We start from the raw sequence: 16,911 nt of genomic DNA, 5'->3' as shown, positions 1-16,911 counted from the left end.
GAACGAAGCCGCACGGGGGAGAGTTGAACGAGTTGGAAGAAGCACGAAAGGGAAGCAATGCAAAACAACGCCGTCCGCTACGTCACCCGGTCAACCGCCGCTGCCGCCGGGGCAGTTGCCACCGCAGCCACCTCCGTCGCGGCAGCCGCTTTGGCAGGTTCCATCATTTTCAGCCCCGTCCTGGATGCATCCGCCCGCATGGACGGCGTCAGCGAGGATCTCCGGCGGGCAGTCCAGCTGAACCAAATCACCGAGGAACAGGCACTGAAGTTCGAGGCAAAGCTGGCTGGACGCATTCTCGGCGAAGCCTGATTTCCCGGTTTTCCGCGGAACCGCGCGGCTTGTAGGGCAGTTTTCAATGGCGCAGCGGCTCGATTCGATTCTTCGGCAGAAGTTCTGTAAAGTTGTCTTGCCCGCGGTTACTGGAAGCGGAACGGCCCGGAAACGGACGTTCGGCAGACTGCAGCCGGGGGTGATCTTCTTTTGAAGTTCGGCAGATTACCCGAGCGGCCAAAGGGGGCTGACTGTAAATCAGCTGGCAACGCCTACGGGGGTTCGAATCCCTCATCTGCCACCCAAGGAAAAGCCTCCGGAACCATCAGGTTCCGGAGGCTTTTTTGTGCCCGTGAACAGGCCCGGCCGGCCCTGGAGCGCCACTTACTGGACCGGCCCCGGAGCTCCCCGCCTAACGGTCTATTCCCCGCGGCGTTACTGGGGGAATAGACCGTCACCCGGGGAGAGCTGCGCGGGAAGCCTGCCCAACATTCGCAAGCTTCAGACCTCAATTGAGGGCGATCAGCAGCATCTGGTTGGTGCCGGGGATGCATGTCTGCAGGATCGCCCGCGGAAATCCGCCAAATACCCGGATGACGTCGTTCGTGGTGCCTGGATTGGGCACCTGGCCCCGCGCTGTCGCCGTGAACGTGCCGTAACCGGGAATGCTGACGGCTTCACCCACACCAATACCGGAGAAACGCGCCCAGCCGCCACAGAAATCGTGCTCCGTGATGAAGAGCGAGTACCCGTCATTTGGCGTGTAGTGAATGGGCCCGATGCAGGCGTCAACCATGGACTGACCACCGGCGCCCGCCACGTAAATGGTCCGGACGGCCGCGGCTGCCGGTGCCACAGGAGCCGCCGCCGGGGCAGCGGCCGCAACCGGTGCGGGCGCCACAGCAGCCTGTACCGGAGCGGCGGCCTGTGCAGGTGCGGGAGCCGAAATCGCGACGGCGGGACCGGTCAGTTTCAGTGTCTGGCCTGGAACGATGATGCTGTATCCACCAAGTCCGTTGGCGGCGAGCATGGCGCTCATGTCCACGCCATGAGTGGCCGCGATCCCGCCTACGGTGTCGCCCGGGACGACGGTGTAGAGGTTCGTGTCGGCTGCGGGCGGAGGTTCAGGAGCCGGCGGTGCCGGTGCCTCGGCCGGGACGGCAACAGCCGCCGGAACCGAAGCAGGGTCAACGGCACCCGGTTCAGCCGCGGCTGCCGGGGGCACGTCCAGCGGTGCCGGGACAACCGGCACGGCGGCTGGCTCCACCGGTGCGTCCGCCGTCGTGATTGCCCCCGCGGCGGAAGGTGCCCCGGGCGCCGTTGCGGCGGCCCCTGTCAATGCGGCGATGCTGACTGTGGCAACTACCGCGGCGCCTGCCATGCCTGCCCACAGTTTTTTGTTGACCGGTTTGCGGCCAGGTAGGAGATCGACCCTGGGGACGTCTGTTTCGAAGTTTCGGCTGGGTGGCGTTTCGGCGTTGTTTGCGGTCGGCTGGTTCATAGGGGGCCCATCGAGGGTCGGCCCCGCAACAGGTTCCGTGGCTGTGCCACCAACCGGATACGGGACGGAGCAACGTGTGATGCGCTGCGGGGGTCCCGGCTGCGGCCGGCACCCCTAGCGCACGGATGGGAGGCGCCCGCCGATGAAGAGGCGGGAGCTCCGCAATGAAGCGGCATCACCCACCCCAGCATGGGAGGATGCGCCGGCAACTTTGTTCGGCCCTAAGAACTCCGAGTCTAGGAAGGCCGTGCCGGTGGGGCACGAGTAGGGGCTACCCCTCTTATTTCCGCGGCCTACTTGGCCGGGCCCGGGTTTCCTGCCGGCACCCGTGTGGCTGACACTGGCCCCCGGCTCTCTGCGCGGGCCGGCAGGACATATCGGGAGCCGAATTTGCCAGCTTGTTACCCCCGGGTAACAATGGGGGATGCACCTGCTTCTGCGCACCCTCCTGAGGCTGTTCACGTCCGCCCGCCGCCCGGCGCTGACCATCTGGGGCACGTCGTCCCTGCCGCTGCGGGTCCTCCCCACCGACATCGACATCGCCATGCACGTCAACAACGGCATGTACTTTTCCCTCATGGACCTGGGCCGGTTCGACCTGATGGTCCGCAGCGGTGTGTGGAAGCGGATGCGCCGGCGCGGCTGGAGCCCGGTCGCGGCGGGGGAGACCATCGCCTTCCGGAAGTCGCTGCAGCTGTGGCAGCAGTACACCATCGAAACGAAGATCATCGGCCTGGATGCCAAGGCCATCTATTTCGAGCAGCGCATGGTGGCCGACGGCGAAATTTATGCGCGTGCCTACATCGCCACCCGACTGGTCAACAAGGGAAAACCCGTCAGCCAGGAGGATATTCTGCGCGAGTTCGGTCAACCGCCGGCGGACCTGGTGCTGCCGGAATGGATCCATGAGTGGCGCGAGACCAACGCCCTTCCCGGCAGCCGTACCCCGGCGCCGCACCTGTGGGCGTGAGGAATCCGGCGTGCGGTGTTAGATTACCGTGACCAGTTCAGGAATTGCCGGAACCGTCGGGTGGCCAGGATGCCCCGTTTTACGCGGTAAAACGTCGTCGGACCCAATCGCATAAGGGCTGCCTTGACGGCCCGCTCTGTTCTGGTTCGAATTTCGTGACTTATCGGGGGTTTCCCAAGAGAATCGATGATCTGCAGGTGGGTGGCGTAGTCAAACTTGTAAGGCTCGGCACCCTGTAGAAAGTCAAAGTACTTGTCACCCGTGCGATAACTGTGCTCAAGTGTCCGCAGAAGGAGGTCTTTGCCAATACCATATTTTGCAAATTCTGGGTCATAGGCCGGCATGAGCGACAAGTAGTGTCGTTCCCAGACAAACCCGGCCTTTATTGAAACGTATCGGTCTCCGGCCTTTAGCGTGGACAAGATCAGATGACCATCATTGAACAGGCTGCGCAACATTGCGACGGCTCGTGGATTTTCCAGCGTCTCGTTGCCTCCTTCATATTGCCCCTTTTTCCAGGCACACAGCAGGTCGAAGGCTGCGGAGTTGTGGTCGTCAAAGCGATAAGTGGTCTCACCATGCTCGCGCTGTAATTTCGTCCGGCGTTTCCGAACGTTGCTCAGTAGTGCTTTACTCCGCCGATGCAGAAGCGCCTCGTAGTCCTCCCAGGTCGGAAACTCTTTCCAAATAATCAGCGGAGCTGGATCTTGACTCGTTGCCTTCGTCGCGTCAGATGGTGTGTCCTCGTCCAATTGCACGGTGGACGTTACGATTTTCGGAATGAAGCCCAGGGCTTCGTCGGGCATTTCCTCCGAGGTAAGCGGTTTCACAAAATCGTAAAACGGTCCGCTGACGATGGGCCGTCTGCCATTCACCTCGACCAGGCGAACGCTATGCCCGTTTATTCCGTACGTCTTAAACCGGTAGTGCTTTGCGCCGTAGAAGTCTTTAGCAACGGCCGTCAAAAATATGTCAGAAGCGAAGAAGTCCATTCGGGGTCTCCTACAATTGCCAGTCCGCATAGGAAGGTGCCTAGGTGGAGTGGGCGTGCGGTGGGCAGTGGGCTGTAGAGAAGGCCTAGTATACGGTCCTTGTCGCGCGGATCGGCAAGCTCCTTCTGCTGCGGAGGAACGTCTTGTTGCCATCTGGAATCCAAGTAGTCGTGGCGTCTCCAATTGAGTAGTCAGTACTCGTGTTCGCCGCGCGCGCCACCCGTACTCTGGGGCCGGATGAAAAGAAACATGGGTGAACCGCAGTCGAACGTTTCTCACCTGCGCACCGTGACAAGGGGGTAATGCGTGTCGATAGTTCGCGTTTCTGAGCTCCAGGCTGGATCTGCTTCACCCAGCCACAAAGCTCAAGCTAAAGGCGACCACGGCAGCGTCGCGAAGCATGGCGGCCTTTTGTCGCTCTCGGCCGGCATTGTAGGCGTCCTTAGCTATTCGTGCACTCTGCTCATGTCCAATGCCTTAGCTCCGAGCGATTTCAGCCAGTTCGCGGCTGCCCAAATGTTGCTTGGCATGGTGGGCATTGTCACCTCAGCGTTGGTGCCCTTGCCCCTATCCCACGCGGTGGGAGCACACCCTCCAGGGTCTGAAGGCCGCCGGGATGCAATGGCATTCGCGGCTTTAGTATCTGTTATGGCGGGCCTTGTGGCCGCTCTGATCACAGGTCTGGTCATCTCGGGCGTGAGCTCGCCAACCACGGCTACTCTTGTTGCCCTCGCGTCATTTGTATTGTTCATGGGGGCGGCACCTTCCGGGTGGTTTCAAGGAGAACTGCGTTTTGTCCGGTACACGCTCAAGTCTTTGGGCGAGATTTCCACCCGGTTTCTCTTCTCCCTCCTTGTAGTCGCTTTTTCTTGGGGCACTCCGGGAGCAGTCTTCGGGTTCGCAATGGGAGGACTGGCGCTGCTCGTTACACCGAGATCATTTCTCCAAGACCTGACATGGCGGCCTCAGGTGCTACGCCAGAAGTGGCGGTGGGCCGAGACGGCCGATATTGCCTGCACGCTGTGCGTGGTTTCCGTACTGGTGGGCATTGACGTCGTAATCATCGCGTTTCTCGACGGAGGTTCGGCCGGGGCTGCCGGCTTCCAGACCCTGGCTTCCATTGCAAAAGCCCCGATTTACGTGGCAGCAGGCACCGTAATAGTCATATTCCCACTATTGCGCCGACCCGGGGTCCAGGTGAACGCTGTTTTGAGGGCGGCCCTCCGCTCCTTCGGTCGGTTGGCCCTCTTCGCCTGTGCAGTTATCGCCACCGCGCCTCAAGCATTAGTAGCTTGGGCACTGCCGCAGCGTTATCACGATTCACTGGTGCTTCTGCCATGGCTGGCCCTGTCGGGGCTCGGGTATGCCTCTATAACGGTGCTCGTGACTGTGCTCCTTGGAGTCCGGGCCTATCGACGGTGCCAACTTGGCCTCGGCCTTGCCTCGGTCCTTGTGCCTAGTGGGCTATTTATCGGGTGGACCATGGATGGAGTCAGCGGGTTGGCGGTGGGCTGTGCTGCAGCTTCCGTCTTGGCTGCGGCCGCTCTGGCAGCCATTTCGTGCCCCGTCCTTCCCCCGCGTTCCGGACGGCTGGCCGCTAGAGGATTTGTCATGGCCGGCGGCCTCTTCCTTTGCCTTTATGTGGTGGGCGGGCAGCCCATCGTCTGGTTGCTGGTTGTCATGCTGGCCGGACTTTACGTCTTGGCACATTTAAGGGGTGTCCCGATTGCCGCGATGGACCGTCTGCTGTTTGCCGCCGTTACTGCTGAGGGGATAGCTAAACGTCTCTGGTCAAAACATATAGCCATTGTGCAGGGTGCAGGGAGCCCCCAGTTTGTGAACTTCTCTAAGTCGCTGGGGCTATTCGTGGTCTGCGTGGCGATGGCTTTTGGTGTCCGCGCGATTGGCATCACTCAAGGTTTCGAGCTGTGGGTTGATGAGATGCTCTACGCCCTGCTCGGCCAGTCAGTCAGCACTGGGCAGATACTGCCCAGACTGCCGGATGGTCCGTTTTTTCTGCACCCTCCCGGTTTTTTTTGGGTAGAGGGCGCCATTATCAATGTGTTCGGAGTTGGTGGTAGCAGCCTCGATCTGGTCATGCAGCTCCGATGGCTGAATGCCCTCCTGGGAGCTGTAAGTGTGGGGCTCGGGTTCCTGCTTGTCAGGAAGGTCGGCAACCAAGCCGCTGCGTGGGCAACCGCAATTCTGCTGTCCTTCGAACCCTTCGTTCTGCGTAGCAACAGTCACGTCTTCCTGGAGACTCTTGCCATGGCAACTGTCCTGGGGGGATTGTTGGTCCTCGTCACACAGCTTGGTCGACCGCTTTCCCCAAAACGCGGGTGGCTCCTTGTCCTTGCGGGATTAATGCTCGGGTACGGCATATTAACGAAGGATTTCTTTGTCCTGTGCACGTTTGTGCCTCTGGTTGTAGCCGTCGTGTGGAGGCATACGATGCGCCTGAGTGATTCGGTCCGTATCTTGGTGGCAGCAACTCTCCCATATGTGGGATACATGTGCATAGTCCTGGCCCAAGGAATGCTTCCGGACTGGTCACGGGCAAAGCTCGGCGGCGTACAACGCCTGATCGGAGTGGAGAAATCCACCGGCTTCACAGCCGGAAGTTCCCCGAGCCTCATATCCCGTCTGCTCGATAACGCGGGGCACTTCGGGTCCAGCTACATCCTGCTTGCACTTTGTCCCGTGGCTGCCGCGCTTCTTTGCTTGAGCGTGCGCCCTGAGCGGCGGCTCATTGGTCTGACGAGCCTGTCCCTGGGGTTGTACGGGTTGTACAGCGCTGCCTTCGGGACCTTCGAGGAGCAATACGGGTACGGCGTGATGATCGCCGGGGTGTTGAGCATCGCAGTCCTGAGCGTGGAGGTTGTGGAGCAGCATCCCGGGTTCCGTAAGCCGGTTATTGCCGCTGGCACCGCTTTATTGGTTCTTACAACAACTTTGGGACTTCGCTTGGAGACGTCCACCGATGACGGCTTCAGCCAAGTTAGGCAGTGGGTGAACAATAACCTCCCGCCTGAGGCGAGAGTGACGGTCACTAACAGCACGGGAGAGGTTGCCTTCGCGGAGGACAAGCGCTTTGGTGTCTGGCCATCCGCGCCATTGATGCTGGAAAACAAAGCCAACTACATACTCACTCAATCCCTCCCCACCAGCCAAGGTTACGGTTACGTCCAGCCCGCTATGCTGCCATGGTTGCAAGAGCACGCCTCTCCTGTCTTCAGCCTTCCTGGCCTGACGAACGGGACGACAACTCTGTGGTTTGTTGATTCCGACGACCTGGTGGCAGGAGCGCGGCAAGGAGTTGGTACTCCGGCAACCACATACGAAACTGGGAAGTAATAAGAGTGCTTCAAAGTTCGCAGGATGTGACGTTGCCCGCTATGACGTTCTTCGGTGCCTTCTGCACATGGAATTCACCACTACGGCAGATACGATTGTCCAGTATCTGGATGTTCTCCAATTGACCCACAATGTCTGCGGAAGCGCCGTCCAAGTCCGAGAAGCTATTACCTTTGATCGTCACATCATGGACTGCCTGGGTCTGTCCGTCGTAATAGCCCGTACGGACTCCAGACGGTGAGCCCCAGAACCGGTTGTTGTCGATGGTGATGTGGTGGATCTCATGACCGGAGACGGCCAACTGCATGCTGGCACCATGCGACCCGCCGCGGACATCGTTGTTCCGGTAAACAACGTCGTAGACTTCGGCGCCCATCGTTTGGGCCACGAGACCATCGTCACCGTCTTGGCCTTTGCGTTGGTCGACGCGGTTGCCGACCACCACGCCTCCGTGAGAGTCGGTGACATGGATGCCGTCGAGCTGATCGTACATTCCTGTTGACTCCGAAACAGTTGAGCTGTCCCTTACGCAGAAGTTGCTACTACCCACAACGGCTATCGAGTACGTGAAGGGGTTTTTTGTTGTAACCCCTTCCACCAGGGCATTGACGGAATGCCTTACATCGATGAGGTACTCATTAAGCCTTCCCTCGACATTTCCATTCAGAACATCACCGCTCTGATCGGCTGTGAGGTTGGCGATCGTGACTTTAACTGCCCCATCGGTGGTCACGAGAGGGTGCCCGCCGTGGGGACCTTTGATATCCAGAAAGCGGGACGAAGCCTTAAGAACTGTTTCCGGCCCGGACCCCCTGAGCGCGACATTGTTCTTCAGCACGAGGGGGCGTTGGATATCGTACTGACCGCGCGCCAGTTGCACGATTCCTCCGCCGCTGGCTGCTGCGGAGTCAATGGCTCTTTGAATCGCATCCGAGTTCCCGGCCAGAACTGGATCTACAGGCAGTTGGTTGGTGGCGCTGCTGCCTGTTGCGCTGCAGGCGCCGGAGTTGGCGCCGCCTGTACTAAACGCAGAGGCGGTCAGTATGACACCCCCCACGACACTCAAGAGGAGTATTGTCTGCAATCTATGGGTCATCATGAGCCAACCTTTGTTCGCACACACAGTATGGCATTCCTCCTCCTGACCATCAATCCGTCTTCTGGGTTGAGTACGTAATGAGGAACTTGGCAGCACTTCGAGATAGTCGCCTACGTGCCGACGTCGCGCCTGCTGAGGGCAAACGCAGCCACAGCCACCAGTGCCGCCGAGATGCCGCACAGCCATCCGGCCGCGGCCCAGTCCGCACCGTTGGCCACGGGGAGGTTGCCGTATGCCCAGTGATACGGGCTGAGGCCGAGCAGCCAGTCCAGATCCGGGCTTTGCCTCCCCACGGCATTGAAGACATAGCCCAGAACGCCTACCGCGGCACCCACGGCAAGCCCGTAGGTCCGCCGGCCGGAAACAGCACCTGCGCACAGGGCAGCGGTCCCGGTCAGCAGCGTCAGCCCGGCGAACAGTACGGCTGCACCAAAGAGGTTCTCCGGGCGGATATCCAGCTGGGCGGAATCGTTGAGTAACCGCACCAGCACAAACACCAGGGCCGAAAGAAGCAGGACCCGAACCAGCAGGGCCATGGCGCGCTCCACGACCACCTGGACCCGGGTCACGCCGTGGGCGAGGGTCAGCTCCAGCTGGCCGGATTCCTCGTCGCCGCCCACTGCCGCGGCGCCCCATCCCACCGAGGCGATGGTCATCAGCAGGAAGCCGATCAGCCCGAAGACTGTTGCCTGGGTGTAGCCGGGGCCGCTGGCGATTTGGTCGTAGTTCAGTGCTTTCGTCATTTCGGGCGGGAGGGCATCGATCATGTCCTGCATCTGTGCGCTGCCGCCAATGGACGGGTACAGGGGAAGGTACAGCAGTATGGCGGCGGCCAGTCCGGCGGCCCACGCGAGGGTGGAGCGCCAGCTGTCGAAGAACGAGCGGCGGAAGAGCGGCAGGGTGGTGCTCATTTGGCGGCCTCCCGGTGAGTTGAAGCCCTGCGGGTTGAAGCCTTGGAGCGTAAATCGCCCGAGCCCGACTCCCCGGGACTTGAATACATCTGCAGTACCGATTCCTCCAAGTCTGGCTCCTCAAGGACCAGGTCCTTCAACTGCAGGGTGCCCAGGGCCTTGACGAGCGGCTGGATGGCGCCCTCCAAGGTGGCGGACAGGGTGACAGTACCGTTGGACTCCAGTACCTCCACATGTCCGACGCCGGGCACCGCCTCGAGCAGCGCACCGGCGTCGTGCGCCGTTATCCCGTTAGCCGTGAACCGGAGGTGCCGGACGGCACCTTCCCGCAGCCCGCTGACAGATTCGACGGCGATGATCCGGCCGTCCCGCAGGATGGCAACAGTATCGGCGGTCTGCTGGACTTCGCTGAGCACATGGGAACTGAGGAAGATGGTCTGCCCCTGCTGGCGGCCTTCGTGGACCATGGCATGGAACTCCTGCTGGACCAGCGGATCCAGGCCGCTGGTGGGTTCATCGAGGACCAGCAGCTCGGGGTTGTGCATAAAGGCCTGGACCAGGCCCAATTTCTGCTTGTTGCCTTTGGACAGTTTCCGCGTATGCCGGTCGAGGTCCAGCCCCAGCCGCTCGGCCAATTCGTCGATCCTGCCCGGAGCCACCGGGCCGCTGATGGCCTCGTAGTGGGCCAGGAGTTTGCGGCCGGTCACGCGGCCCTCGAGGAACAGCTCGCCGGGCAGGTAGCCGATCCGGCGCCGGAGCTCCGGACCGCCCAGCCGCGGATCCTTGCCCAGGACCCGGACCTCCCCGGAGGTGGGGCGGATAATGTCCAGCAGGCAGCGCATGGTGGTGGTCTTGCCCGCGCCGTTGGGGCCGATCACGCCAAACACGGAGCCGGCCTCCACACTGAAATCCACGCCGTGCAGCACTTCGCGCCGGCCGAACTTCTTCGTCAGGGATCGGGTGGAAATAGCGTGGGCCATAACCCCTCCTAGGTGCGGCAGTCAGCGGCTGATGCCCCAACGGTAAGCCCCGCAGTGACCGGTGTACACGGCAACGCCGGGGATATTCCCGATGACGCGGGCAGCGAACAGGGCGGCTCCGGCCGGGACATCCGCCTGCGGCTCGCGTACCGTGGAACCATGGCTACCGTAGACATCACAGGTGAACAGTTCGCATCGACCATCGAAGGCAACGATATTGTCCTGGTGGATTTCTGGGCTGAATGGTGCGGTCCGTGCAAGCAGTTCGGGCCCACGTACAGTGCAGTGTCGGAGAAGCACTCCGACGTCCTGTTCACCAAGGTGGACACCGAGGCTGAGCAGCAGCTCGCCGCGGAGGCCGGCATTACGTCCATCCCCACGCTGATGGCCTTCCGCGAGAAGGTCCTGGTCTTCTCCCAGCCCGGTGCGCTGAACGCCCAGCAGTTGGAACAGGTCGTGGACGCCGTCAAGGCCCTGGACATGGACGAGGTCCACGCCCACGTGGCGCGCTCGCAGGCGGAAGCCGCGGCGGCCGCCGGCAGCAACTCGGGCGCCAGCAAGAACTCCGGCCCGCAGGACGGCACGCAGATTCCGGACATGTAATCACTGACGTGATTCCTCAACAACGAAGCGGGGCCCTCAAGTGAGGGCCGCGCTTCGTTGTTTATCTGCGTTCTCGGGAAACGGGGATCACAGCCGTTCGATCTTCACGGGCTCGGCCAGCAGCGCGCTCAACGATTCGTTCAGATCCTGCACGGCGATGCCTTTGGAGTGCTTCTCCAGGTCCTCCTCGGACGCCCACTGTTCCGTCAGGACCAGCTTCTCCTCGGTGGCCTCGGTGAGCTCGTACCGGATGCAGCCGGGCTCGTTGACCACCTCGTCGATCGCGATTTCCAGTGCGAGCTTCACACGGAAGAACTCGCCGTCGTTGGGGATGAACGTTGCCTGCAGGTCGATGGGTGCACTCATGGATTTCACAATACCGGCCGCCGCCCGGATGCTTCTCCTCACGTCCTGATGTTGGTAGCGTGCCACCATGCGCGCTTACACAGCCGGGAACACTGACGTTCCGCTCCTTGAAGAAACCATCGGACAGAACTTCGAGCGGGTGGTGGCCCGGTTTCCCCTGCACGACGCCCTGATCGAGGCCGCACCAGTTCCCGGCGGGGATGCCCGCCGCTGGAGCTACACAAAAATGAACGACGACGTCGATCGCCTGGCCCGCGCGCTCCTCGCCTCGGGCGTCGCAAAGGGTGACAGGGTGGGCATCTGGAGCCCGAACTGCGCCGAATGGACCCTCCTGCAGTACGCCACCGCCAAGGCCGGCGCCATCCTGGTGAACGTCAACCCGGCCTACCGCAGCCACGAACTCGAGTTTGTGGTGAAACAGAACGGCATGCGGATGCTTGTCACAGCGCCGTCGGACCGTAACAGCGATTATGTGGGGATGGCGCGCCAGGCCCTCGCCGCCTGCACGGACCTGGGCGAACTCGTGTTCCTGCCGGACCTCGGGGTGGACGGGCTCGACGCCGGAATCCCCCAAAGTGAAGCGGAGTTGACGTACGCCGAGCTGCTCAAGCGGGCTGACGCCGTCGGACATTCAGGGCTGAAGGCGCGGATGGCAGAACTGGACCCGCACGATCCCATCAACCTGCAGTACACCTCGGGAACCACCGGCTTCCCCAAAGGGGCTACGCTGACGCACCACAACATCCTGAACAACGGCTTCTCCATCGGTGAGCTGCTCGGGTATACGGAACACGACCGGGTGGTGATCCCGGTGCCGTTCTACCACTGCTTCGGGATGGTGATCGGGAACCTGGCCGCCCTCAGCCATGGCTCTGCCACCATCATTCCAGGACGCGGGTTCACGCCGGCGGCGGCACTGGAGGCTGTCCAGGATTTTGGCGGGACATCGCTGTACGGCGTGCCCACAATGTTCATCGCGGAGCTCGCACTGCCGGACTTCACCTCTTACGACCTTTCCACGCTGCGGACCGGTGTGATGGCCGGGTCGTTGTGCCCCATCGAGGTAATGAACCGGGTCATTTCGGAGATGCACATGGTGGACGTGGCCATCTGCTACGGGATGACCGAGACCTCGCCCGTCTCCACCATGACCCGCCACGGGGACACCATGCAGCAGCGGACCGAAACCGTGGGCCGCACCATGCCCCTGCTCGAAAGCCAGATTGTTGACCCCGGGACCGGCGAGGTGGCGGAACGGGGGACGATCGGCGAGCTGTGCACCCGGGGCTATGCCGTGATGGCCGGCTACTGGGACCAGCCCGACAAGACCGCCGACGCGATCGACGCCGACGGCTGGATGCACACCGGCGACCTCGCCCGGATGGATGAGGATGGCTACATAGTGATCGAGGGGCGGATCAAGGACATGGTGATCCGCGGCGGCGAAAACGTGTACCCGCGCGAGATCGAGGAGTTCCTTTACACCCACCCCGCCATCCAGGACGTGCAGGTGATCGGCGTCCCGGATGCCCGGTACGGCGAGGAACTGATGGCGTGCATCATCCTGAAACCCGGGGCGGAACGGCTGGACGAAGCCGCCATCGCCGAGTTCTGCCGCGGCAAGCTGGCGCACTACAAAATCCCGCGCTACGTGGATGTCCGCGAAAGCTTTCCGATGACGGTGTCCGGGAAGATCCGCAAGGTGGAGATGCGTGAGGAAGCTGTGGCCCGACTGGGCCTCTGAGCCCTGACTGCTGCAACCCTCACTGACTCCATGGCTCACTAACTGCAACGCGGGGTCACTTCTCGCCCGATAATTGGCATTCTTTGAGCGTGGAGTGACCCCGCGTTGGCTCATGAGGGGGTCTGTGGATAACTTAAGACGCCGTTCCTTCCGAGAGGGCACACTGGTGCCATGGTTACTGCGAAGCCACTCCCGGACGATCTCGCCAAGTTGCCCTTCACGATCTACCAGGCAAGGGACCTTGGCGTGGCACCCAACCGGTTGCGGGCCAAGGACCTGGTTGGAGCGGGCCGACTGATCCGAACGCACGCCGGCCGGGAACTTTCAATAGTCGAACGGGCGCGCGTGCTTTGCGCTGCGACCCCGGACGCCTGGGTTTCCCATGAGACAGCAGCCATCTTTTTTGATCTGGGACTCCCTCCCTGGTTGGGAGAGGATCCGCGCATCCACCTCAGCAAGCCGCACGGATTGCCCAGGGTCCGGCGGACCGGCATCATCGGTCACCGCGTGCACGTTATTCCGGGCGAAGTGGTGGAGATCGACGGGATCAGGGTCAGCGGGCCGGCTCGGACGTGGCTAGACCTCGCCCATCAACTGCCCCCGCGCTACGTCATTGCTATGGGAGACCAACTCATCCGCATGCCGCGGCCGGATCTGGAGTTTCGTAGCGCGCCGTTTGCTTATAAGGATGGACTGCGACTGCTGATACGGCAGCATCCCAACATGAAGGGCGTTGAAAAGGCGCGACTTGCCTTGGACGACATGCGGGTGGGGGCCGATTCGTTCCCGGAAACCTTCCTTCGGCTGGCGCTGCTGGACGCGCACCTGCCCGAACCCGAATTGCAGCTCCGCCTTGATCCCGACGATCCGGGGTCGCCCGCAGCCGATCTTGGGTACCGACGGCACCGGATCGCGGTGCAGTACGACGGCGCACATCACCGAACGAGGGAACAGCAGTCCCGCGACAACCGCCGCGATGAATTCTTCGTCAGCGCCGGCTGGTCCTACTTCAAGCCGAACGCAGACGACCTTGCCGACGGTTTCCAAAAGCTCGTGGCCAGAATCAAACGAGCTCGCCGGTCCTACAGCAACGCGGGGTCACTTTTCGCCCGATAACCGCGGTTTATCGAACCAAAAGTGACCCCGCGTTGCTTGCAAAAGAAGGGGTCAGTGCCGGCGGTGGTCCTGGATGGTCATCCGCGGGCCAAACGTGGGTTTGCGGAAGCCGCTCAACCCGATCATCCGGACCACCCGCTGCCGGTGGCCCGTCCACGGTTCCAGCAGGGCCAGCATCCCGGCGTCGTCCGTCCGGCGGCCGGTCAGGGCGGCACCGACGTAAGCGGCAAGGTGGTAGTCGCCCACAGCGATCGAGTCCGGGCAGCCGTGGGTCCGTTGAACCACCTCGGCCGCTGTCCATACCCCGATGCCGGGAATGACCTGCAGCTTTGCCGCCGCCTCCAACGCCGGCAGGGCCGCCAGCCGTTCAAGCGCGACGGCGGAGCGCAGCGCCCGCATGACCGTTGCCGACCGCTGGGGGCCAACTCCGGCCTGGTGCCACTCCCATGAGGGGATGCGCAGCCACTGCTCCGGGGTGGGCTGGACGCGGAGCCCGGCCGGCGCGGCCGTCCCGGCCGCCGGCGCGGGAGAGCCGAACCGGTACATCAGGTACCGGTAGCCGCGCCTGGCTTCGATGACCGTGACCTTCTGCTCCAGAATGGTGGGCACGAGGCAATCAACCATGCGCCCGGTGGAGGGCAGGCGGACGGCCGGGTTCCGCCGTCGGGCGTCCCGGACCATCCGGGGAAGCGTGGCGTGGAAGGCCGGCTCGTCGAAGGCCGCCCAGTCGTCGCCGGCGCCCAGGAGCCGTGGCACGCCGGCAAGCCCTGCAAAGGATCCGGGCCCCCAGGCCTGGGCATCAACAGCGGCCTCCGGACCGCCGGGCAAACCCGCGCCGCCGCCGGCTGTCAGGCGCACCGTGACCGGACCGTCCGGCGTCGTAAAGGCAGTCCACAGTCCGTCCGGGCGGAACGAAAACGAGGGATCACCGGTGCCCCGCAGGAGTGTGCCCAGCGTCTGCTGCAGGCTGTAGGGGCCGTCCGGATGCCATCGGAGGGACGCGTCCGCGGCGGCGGCCAGCCGGGCGGGAGCGTCAGCAATGGTCATGTCTTTATCGTCCCACGGCAGGCTGACAACGCGCGTTCCGGGAGCCACTTACAGGCGGCAGCTGCCCGGACTAGACTCCAAGTGGCGCGGGGCGTCCGCGCCTTCCCCTGGCATCCAAAGGAGCATCCAGTGGCTGGAGTTGTGCATTTTGAGATCCCCACCGGTGACAAAGAACGCGCCAACACCTTCTACCAGACCGCGTTTGGCTGGACCCTCGTCCCCATGCAGGGGATGGACTACACCAGCGCCATCACCACCCCGTCCGACCAGCAGACAGGCATGCCGAGCGCGCCCGGCGCCATCAACGGCGCCCTGTTCCCGCGCACGGACAGCCTCAAGTCGCCCATCATCACCATCGATGTGGAGGACGTTGACGCGGCACTGGAACAGGTCGAATCCGCCGGCGGTTCGGTGGCCCAGCCCAAAGCCGCCGTTCCCGGCATGGGCTGGTTCGCCTACTTCACGGACACCGAAGGCAACATCATGGGCCTCTGGCAGACGGATTCCTCGGCCACGAACTGACGCCGGGGCAGCGCCGGACACGGCAGGCGGTAACTTTGTACGTATGAAGTACGCGCAGTCCGTCCTGGACCTCATCGGAAACACGCCGCTCATCAAGCTGAACCATGTGACGGAAGGCATCAAAGCCACTGTCCTGGTCAAACTGGAATACATCAATCCGGGCGGCTCCATCAAGGACCGCATTGCGGTGAAGATGATCGAAGAGGCCGAACGGACCGGCAAGCTGCTGCCCGGCGGAACCATCGTCGAGCCGACGTCCGGAAACACCGGTGTGGGGCTGGCACTGGTGGCCCAGCAAAAGGGCTACAAGTGCATCTTTGTGGTGCCGGACAAGGTGGGCGAGGACAAGCGCGCCGTGCTCCAGGCCTACGGCGCCGAAGTTGTGGTCACGCCCACCTCCGTGGCCCCGGATAGCCCGCAGAGCTACTACAGCGTCTCGGACCGGCTCGTCACCGAAATCCCGGGCGCCTACAAACCCGACCAGTTCTCCAACCCGGCTGCCCCCGGCAGCCACTACGAGACCACCGGTCCGGAAATCTGGCGTGACACCGACGGCCGCGTAACCCACTGCGTGATCGGCGCCGGCACCGGCGGCACCATCACCGGCACCGGCCGGTTCCTCAAGGAGGCCTCCGCAGGCCGTGCCGAGGCCGACGGCGGCCGGGTCAGGATCATCGGCGCGGACCCCGCAGGTTCGGTCTACTCCGGCGGCACCGGGCGCCCGTACTTCGTTGAGGGCGTGGGCGAGGACATGTGGCCGGACAACTACGACAAGTCGGTGCCGGACCAGGTGATTGCCGTCAGCGATGCCGACTCGTTCGAAATGACCCGCCGGCTGGCCCGCGAGGAAGGCCTGCTGGTGGGCGGCTCCTCCGGCATGGCCGTGGTGGCAGCACTGCAGGCCGCGCGTGACCTCCCCGAGAGCGCCGTGATGGTGGTCATCCTGCCCGACTCCGGCCGCGGCTACCTGGCCAAGATCTTCAACGACCAATGGATGCGTTCCTACGGCTTCCTCTCAGGCGGCGAGGAAGCCTCTGTGGGAGAAGTCATCAAAACCAAGAACGGCGAGCTGCCGGACCTCGTCCACATCCACCCGAACGAGACTGTCCGCGATGTCATCAACATCATGAACGAGTTCGGCGTCAGCCACATCCCGGTCCTCTCACAGGAACCGCCCGTGGTGATGGGCGAGGTCCTCGGTGCCGTGGACGAGCGCACCCTGACGTCCAAGCTCTTCCGCGGCGAAGCCAAGCTGACGGACAAGATCTCCGAACACATGGGGGAGCGGCTGCCGGTGATCGGCTCGCTGGAAACCATCTCCGCCGCCCGCGAGCTGCTGTCCGATGTGGACACCGTCATGGTGACGTTTGTGGGTGCCCCCGTGGGAATCCTCACCCGCCACGACCTGCTCGCCTACCTCAGCAACTAATACT

Annotated in this window: 15 protein-coding genes and 1 tRNA gene; 9 read left to right on the top strand and 7 right to left on the bottom strand. The window is 62.8% G+C overall.

The window, feature by feature from the left end; genetic code table 11:
- Nucleotides 1-57: 57 nt before the first annotated feature.
- Nucleotides 58-312, top strand: coding sequence for a hypothetical protein (locus tag AB4Y73_RS00825; protein ID WP_441867339.1), 255 nt, complete (start codon nucleotides 58-60; stop codon nucleotides 310-312).
- Nucleotides 313-492: 180 nt separating this feature from the next.
- Nucleotides 493-574 (top strand) — tRNA-Tyr (locus tag AB4Y73_RS00820).
- 207 nt (nucleotides 575-781) lie between these two features.
- On the opposite strand, the gene AB4Y73_RS00815 is transcribed toward AB4Y73_RS00820, so the two are convergent.
- Entirely contained in the window at nucleotides 782-1,774 is a 993-nt protein-coding gene (locus AB4Y73_RS00815) for a LysM peptidoglycan-binding domain-containing protein (protein WP_441867336.1), read from the bottom strand.
- Nucleotides 1,775-2,198: 424 nt separating this feature from the next.
- On the opposite strand from AB4Y73_RS00815, the gene AB4Y73_RS00810 reads away from it, so the two are divergent.
- Nucleotides 2,199-2,744, top strand: a complete 546-nt coding sequence (locus AB4Y73_RS00810) for an acyl-CoA thioesterase (protein WP_441867333.1) — start codon at nucleotides 2,199-2,201, stop codon at nucleotides 2,742-2,744.
- Nucleotides 2,745-2,767: 23 nt separating this feature from the next.
- On the opposite strand, the gene AB4Y73_RS00805 is transcribed toward AB4Y73_RS00810, so the two are convergent.
- Entirely contained in the window at nucleotides 2,768-3,736 is a 969-nt protein-coding gene (locus AB4Y73_RS00805; RefSeq protein ID WP_441867330.1) for a GNAT family N-acetyltransferase, read from the bottom strand.
- Nucleotides 3,737-4,201: 465 nt separating this feature from the next.
- Here AB4Y73_RS00805 and AB4Y73_RS00800 point away from each other — a divergent pair, with 465 nt between their 5' ends.
- Complete coding sequence (locus AB4Y73_RS00800) at nucleotides 4,202-7,090, top strand: phospholipid carrier-dependent glycosyltransferase (protein ID WP_441867327.1); 2,889 nt, start codon at nucleotides 4,202-4,204, stop codon at nucleotides 7,088-7,090.
- A 10-nt stretch (nucleotides 7,091-7,100) separates the two neighbouring features.
- Here the strand turns inward: AB4Y73_RS00800 and AB4Y73_RS00795 are convergent, their stop codons facing one another.
- The 3 genes from AB4Y73_RS00795 to AB4Y73_RS00785 all read right to left on the bottom strand — a co-directional run bounded on the left by AB4Y73_RS00795 (nucleotide 7,101) and on the right by AB4Y73_RS00785 (nucleotide 10,080).
- Nucleotides 7,101-8,189: a right-handed parallel beta-helix repeat-containing protein gene (locus AB4Y73_RS00795; protein WP_441867324.1), complete on the bottom strand. Its 1,089-nt coding sequence runs from the start codon at nucleotides 8,187-8,189 to the stop codon at nucleotides 7,101-7,103.
- Nucleotides 8,190-8,299: 110 nt separating this feature from the next.
- On the bottom strand, nucleotides 8,300-9,100 hold the full coding sequence (locus AB4Y73_RS00790) for an ABC transporter permease subunit (RefSeq protein ID WP_441867321.1): 801 nt from the start codon (nucleotides 9,098-9,100) through the stop codon (nucleotides 8,300-8,302).
- Entirely contained in the window at nucleotides 9,097-10,080 is a 984-nt protein-coding gene (locus AB4Y73_RS00785; RefSeq protein WP_441867318.1) for an ABC transporter ATP-binding protein, read from the bottom strand. The genes AB4Y73_RS00790 and AB4Y73_RS00785 overlap by 4 nt, the downstream gene beginning before the upstream one ends.
- A gap of 159 nt (nucleotides 10,081-10,239) precedes the next feature.
- On the opposite strand from AB4Y73_RS00785, the gene AB4Y73_RS00780 reads away from it, so the two are divergent.
- Nucleotides 10,240-10,683, top strand: a complete 444-nt coding sequence (locus AB4Y73_RS00780; RefSeq protein WP_441867936.1) for a thioredoxin family protein — start codon at nucleotides 10,240-10,242, stop codon at nucleotides 10,681-10,683.
- Between the two features lie 87 nt (nucleotides 10,684-10,770).
- On the opposite strand, the gene AB4Y73_RS00775 is transcribed toward AB4Y73_RS00780, so the two are convergent.
- Nucleotides 10,771-11,049 (bottom strand): putative quinol monooxygenase, encoded by a 279-nt coding sequence (locus AB4Y73_RS00775; protein WP_441867315.1) that lies wholly within the window; start codon nucleotides 11,047-11,049, stop codon nucleotides 10,771-10,773.
- 67 nt (nucleotides 11,050-11,116) lie between these two features.
- Between AB4Y73_RS00775 and AB4Y73_RS00770 the strand changes: the two genes are divergently transcribed.
- Together AB4Y73_RS00770 and AB4Y73_RS00765 are read left to right on the top strand one after the other, a co-directional pair.
- Nucleotides 11,117-12,793 (top strand): AMP-binding protein, encoded by a 1,677-nt coding sequence (locus AB4Y73_RS00770; RefSeq protein ID WP_441867313.1) that lies wholly within the window; start codon nucleotides 11,117-11,119, stop codon nucleotides 12,791-12,793.
- A 171-nt stretch (nucleotides 12,794-12,964) separates the two neighbouring features.
- The gene (locus AB4Y73_RS00765) at nucleotides 12,965-13,909 is read left to right on the top strand and encodes a hypothetical protein (protein WP_441867311.1); all 945 of its coding nucleotides are present in this window, start codon (nucleotides 12,965-12,967) and stop codon (nucleotides 13,907-13,909) included.
- A 51-nt stretch (nucleotides 13,910-13,960) separates the two neighbouring features.
- Here AB4Y73_RS00765 and AB4Y73_RS00760 read toward each other — a convergent pair whose 3' ends face one another.
- On the bottom strand, nucleotides 13,961-14,956 hold the full coding sequence (locus AB4Y73_RS00760; protein WP_441867308.1) for a DNA-3-methyladenine glycosylase family protein: 996 nt from the start codon (nucleotides 14,954-14,956) through the stop codon (nucleotides 13,961-13,963).
- A gap of 129 nt (nucleotides 14,957-15,085) precedes the next feature.
- On the opposite strand from AB4Y73_RS00760, the gene AB4Y73_RS00755 reads away from it, so the two are divergent.
- Together AB4Y73_RS00755 and AB4Y73_RS00750 are read left to right on the top strand one after the other, a co-directional pair.
- A complete protein-coding gene (locus AB4Y73_RS00755) occupies nucleotides 15,086-15,478 on the top strand; it encodes a VOC family protein (RefSeq protein WP_441867306.1) in 393 nt (130 codons plus the stop codon).
- 43 nt (nucleotides 15,479-15,521) lie between these two features.
- Nucleotides 15,522-16,907, top strand: coding sequence for a cystathionine beta-synthase (locus AB4Y73_RS00750; protein WP_441867304.1), 1,386 nt, complete (start codon nucleotides 15,522-15,524; stop codon nucleotides 16,905-16,907).
- The last annotated feature ends 4 nt before the right edge of the window (nucleotides 16,908-16,911 follow it).

The organism is Pseudarthrobacter sp. TAF60_1, from assembly GCF_052113505.1.
Classification (GTDB): Bacteria; Actinomycetota; Actinomycetes; order Actinomycetales; family Micrococcaceae; genus Arthrobacter.
This window is presented reverse-complemented; position numbering and strand designations above follow the sequence as displayed.

Bases quoted from the DNA above. Each gene is read 5' to 3' on its own strand.
- AB4Y73_RS00775 (WP_441867315.1), bottom strand. From the start codon at position 11,049: ATGAGTGCACCCATCGACCTGCAGGCAACGTTCATCCCCAACGACGGC.
- AB4Y73_RS00760 (WP_441867308.1), bottom strand. From the start codon at position 14,956: ATGACCATTGCTGACGCTCCCGCCCGGCTGGCCGCCGCCGCGGACGCG.
- AB4Y73_RS00750 (WP_441867304.1), top strand. From the start codon at position 15,522: ATGAAGTACGCGCAGTCCGTCCTGGACCTCATCGGAAACACGCCGCTC.
- AB4Y73_RS00810 (WP_441867333.1), top strand. From the start codon at position 2,199: ATGCACCTGCTTCTGCGCACCCTCCTGAGGCTGTTCACGTCCGCCCGC.
- AB4Y73_RS00815 (WP_441867336.1), bottom strand. From the start codon at position 1,774: ATGAACCAGCCGACCGCAAACAACGCCGAAACGCCACCCAGCCGAAAC.
- AB4Y73_RS00765 (WP_441867311.1), top strand. From the start codon at position 12,965: ATGGTTACTGCGAAGCCACTCCCGGACGATCTCGCCAAGTTGCCCTTC.
- AB4Y73_RS00790 (WP_441867321.1), bottom strand. From the start codon at position 9,100: ATGAGCACCACCCTGCCGCTCTTCCGCCGCTCGTTCTTCGACAGCTGG.
- AB4Y73_RS00800 (WP_441867327.1), top strand. From the start codon at position 4,202: ATGTCCAATGCCTTAGCTCCGAGCGATTTCAGCCAGTTCGCGGCTGCC.
- AB4Y73_RS00795 (WP_441867324.1), bottom strand. From the start codon at position 8,189: ATGATGACCCATAGATTGCAGACAATACTCCTCTTGAGTGTCGTGGGG.
- AB4Y73_RS00805 (WP_441867330.1), bottom strand. From the start codon at position 3,736: ATGGACTTCTTCGCTTCTGACATATTTTTGACGGCCGTTGCTAAAGAC.
- AB4Y73_RS00780 (WP_441867936.1), top strand. From the start codon at position 10,240: ATGGCTACCGTAGACATCACAGGTGAACAGTTCGCATCGACCATCGAA.
- AB4Y73_RS00825 (WP_441867339.1), top strand. From the start codon at position 58: ATGCAAAACAACGCCGTCCGCTACGTCACCCGGTCAACCGCCGCTGCC.
- AB4Y73_RS00785 (WP_441867318.1), bottom strand. From the start codon at position 10,080: ATGGCCCACGCTATTTCCACCCGATCCCTGACGAAGAAGTTCGGCCGG.
- AB4Y73_RS00770 (WP_441867313.1), top strand. From the start codon at position 11,117: ATGCGCGCTTACACAGCCGGGAACACTGACGTTCCGCTCCTTGAAGAA.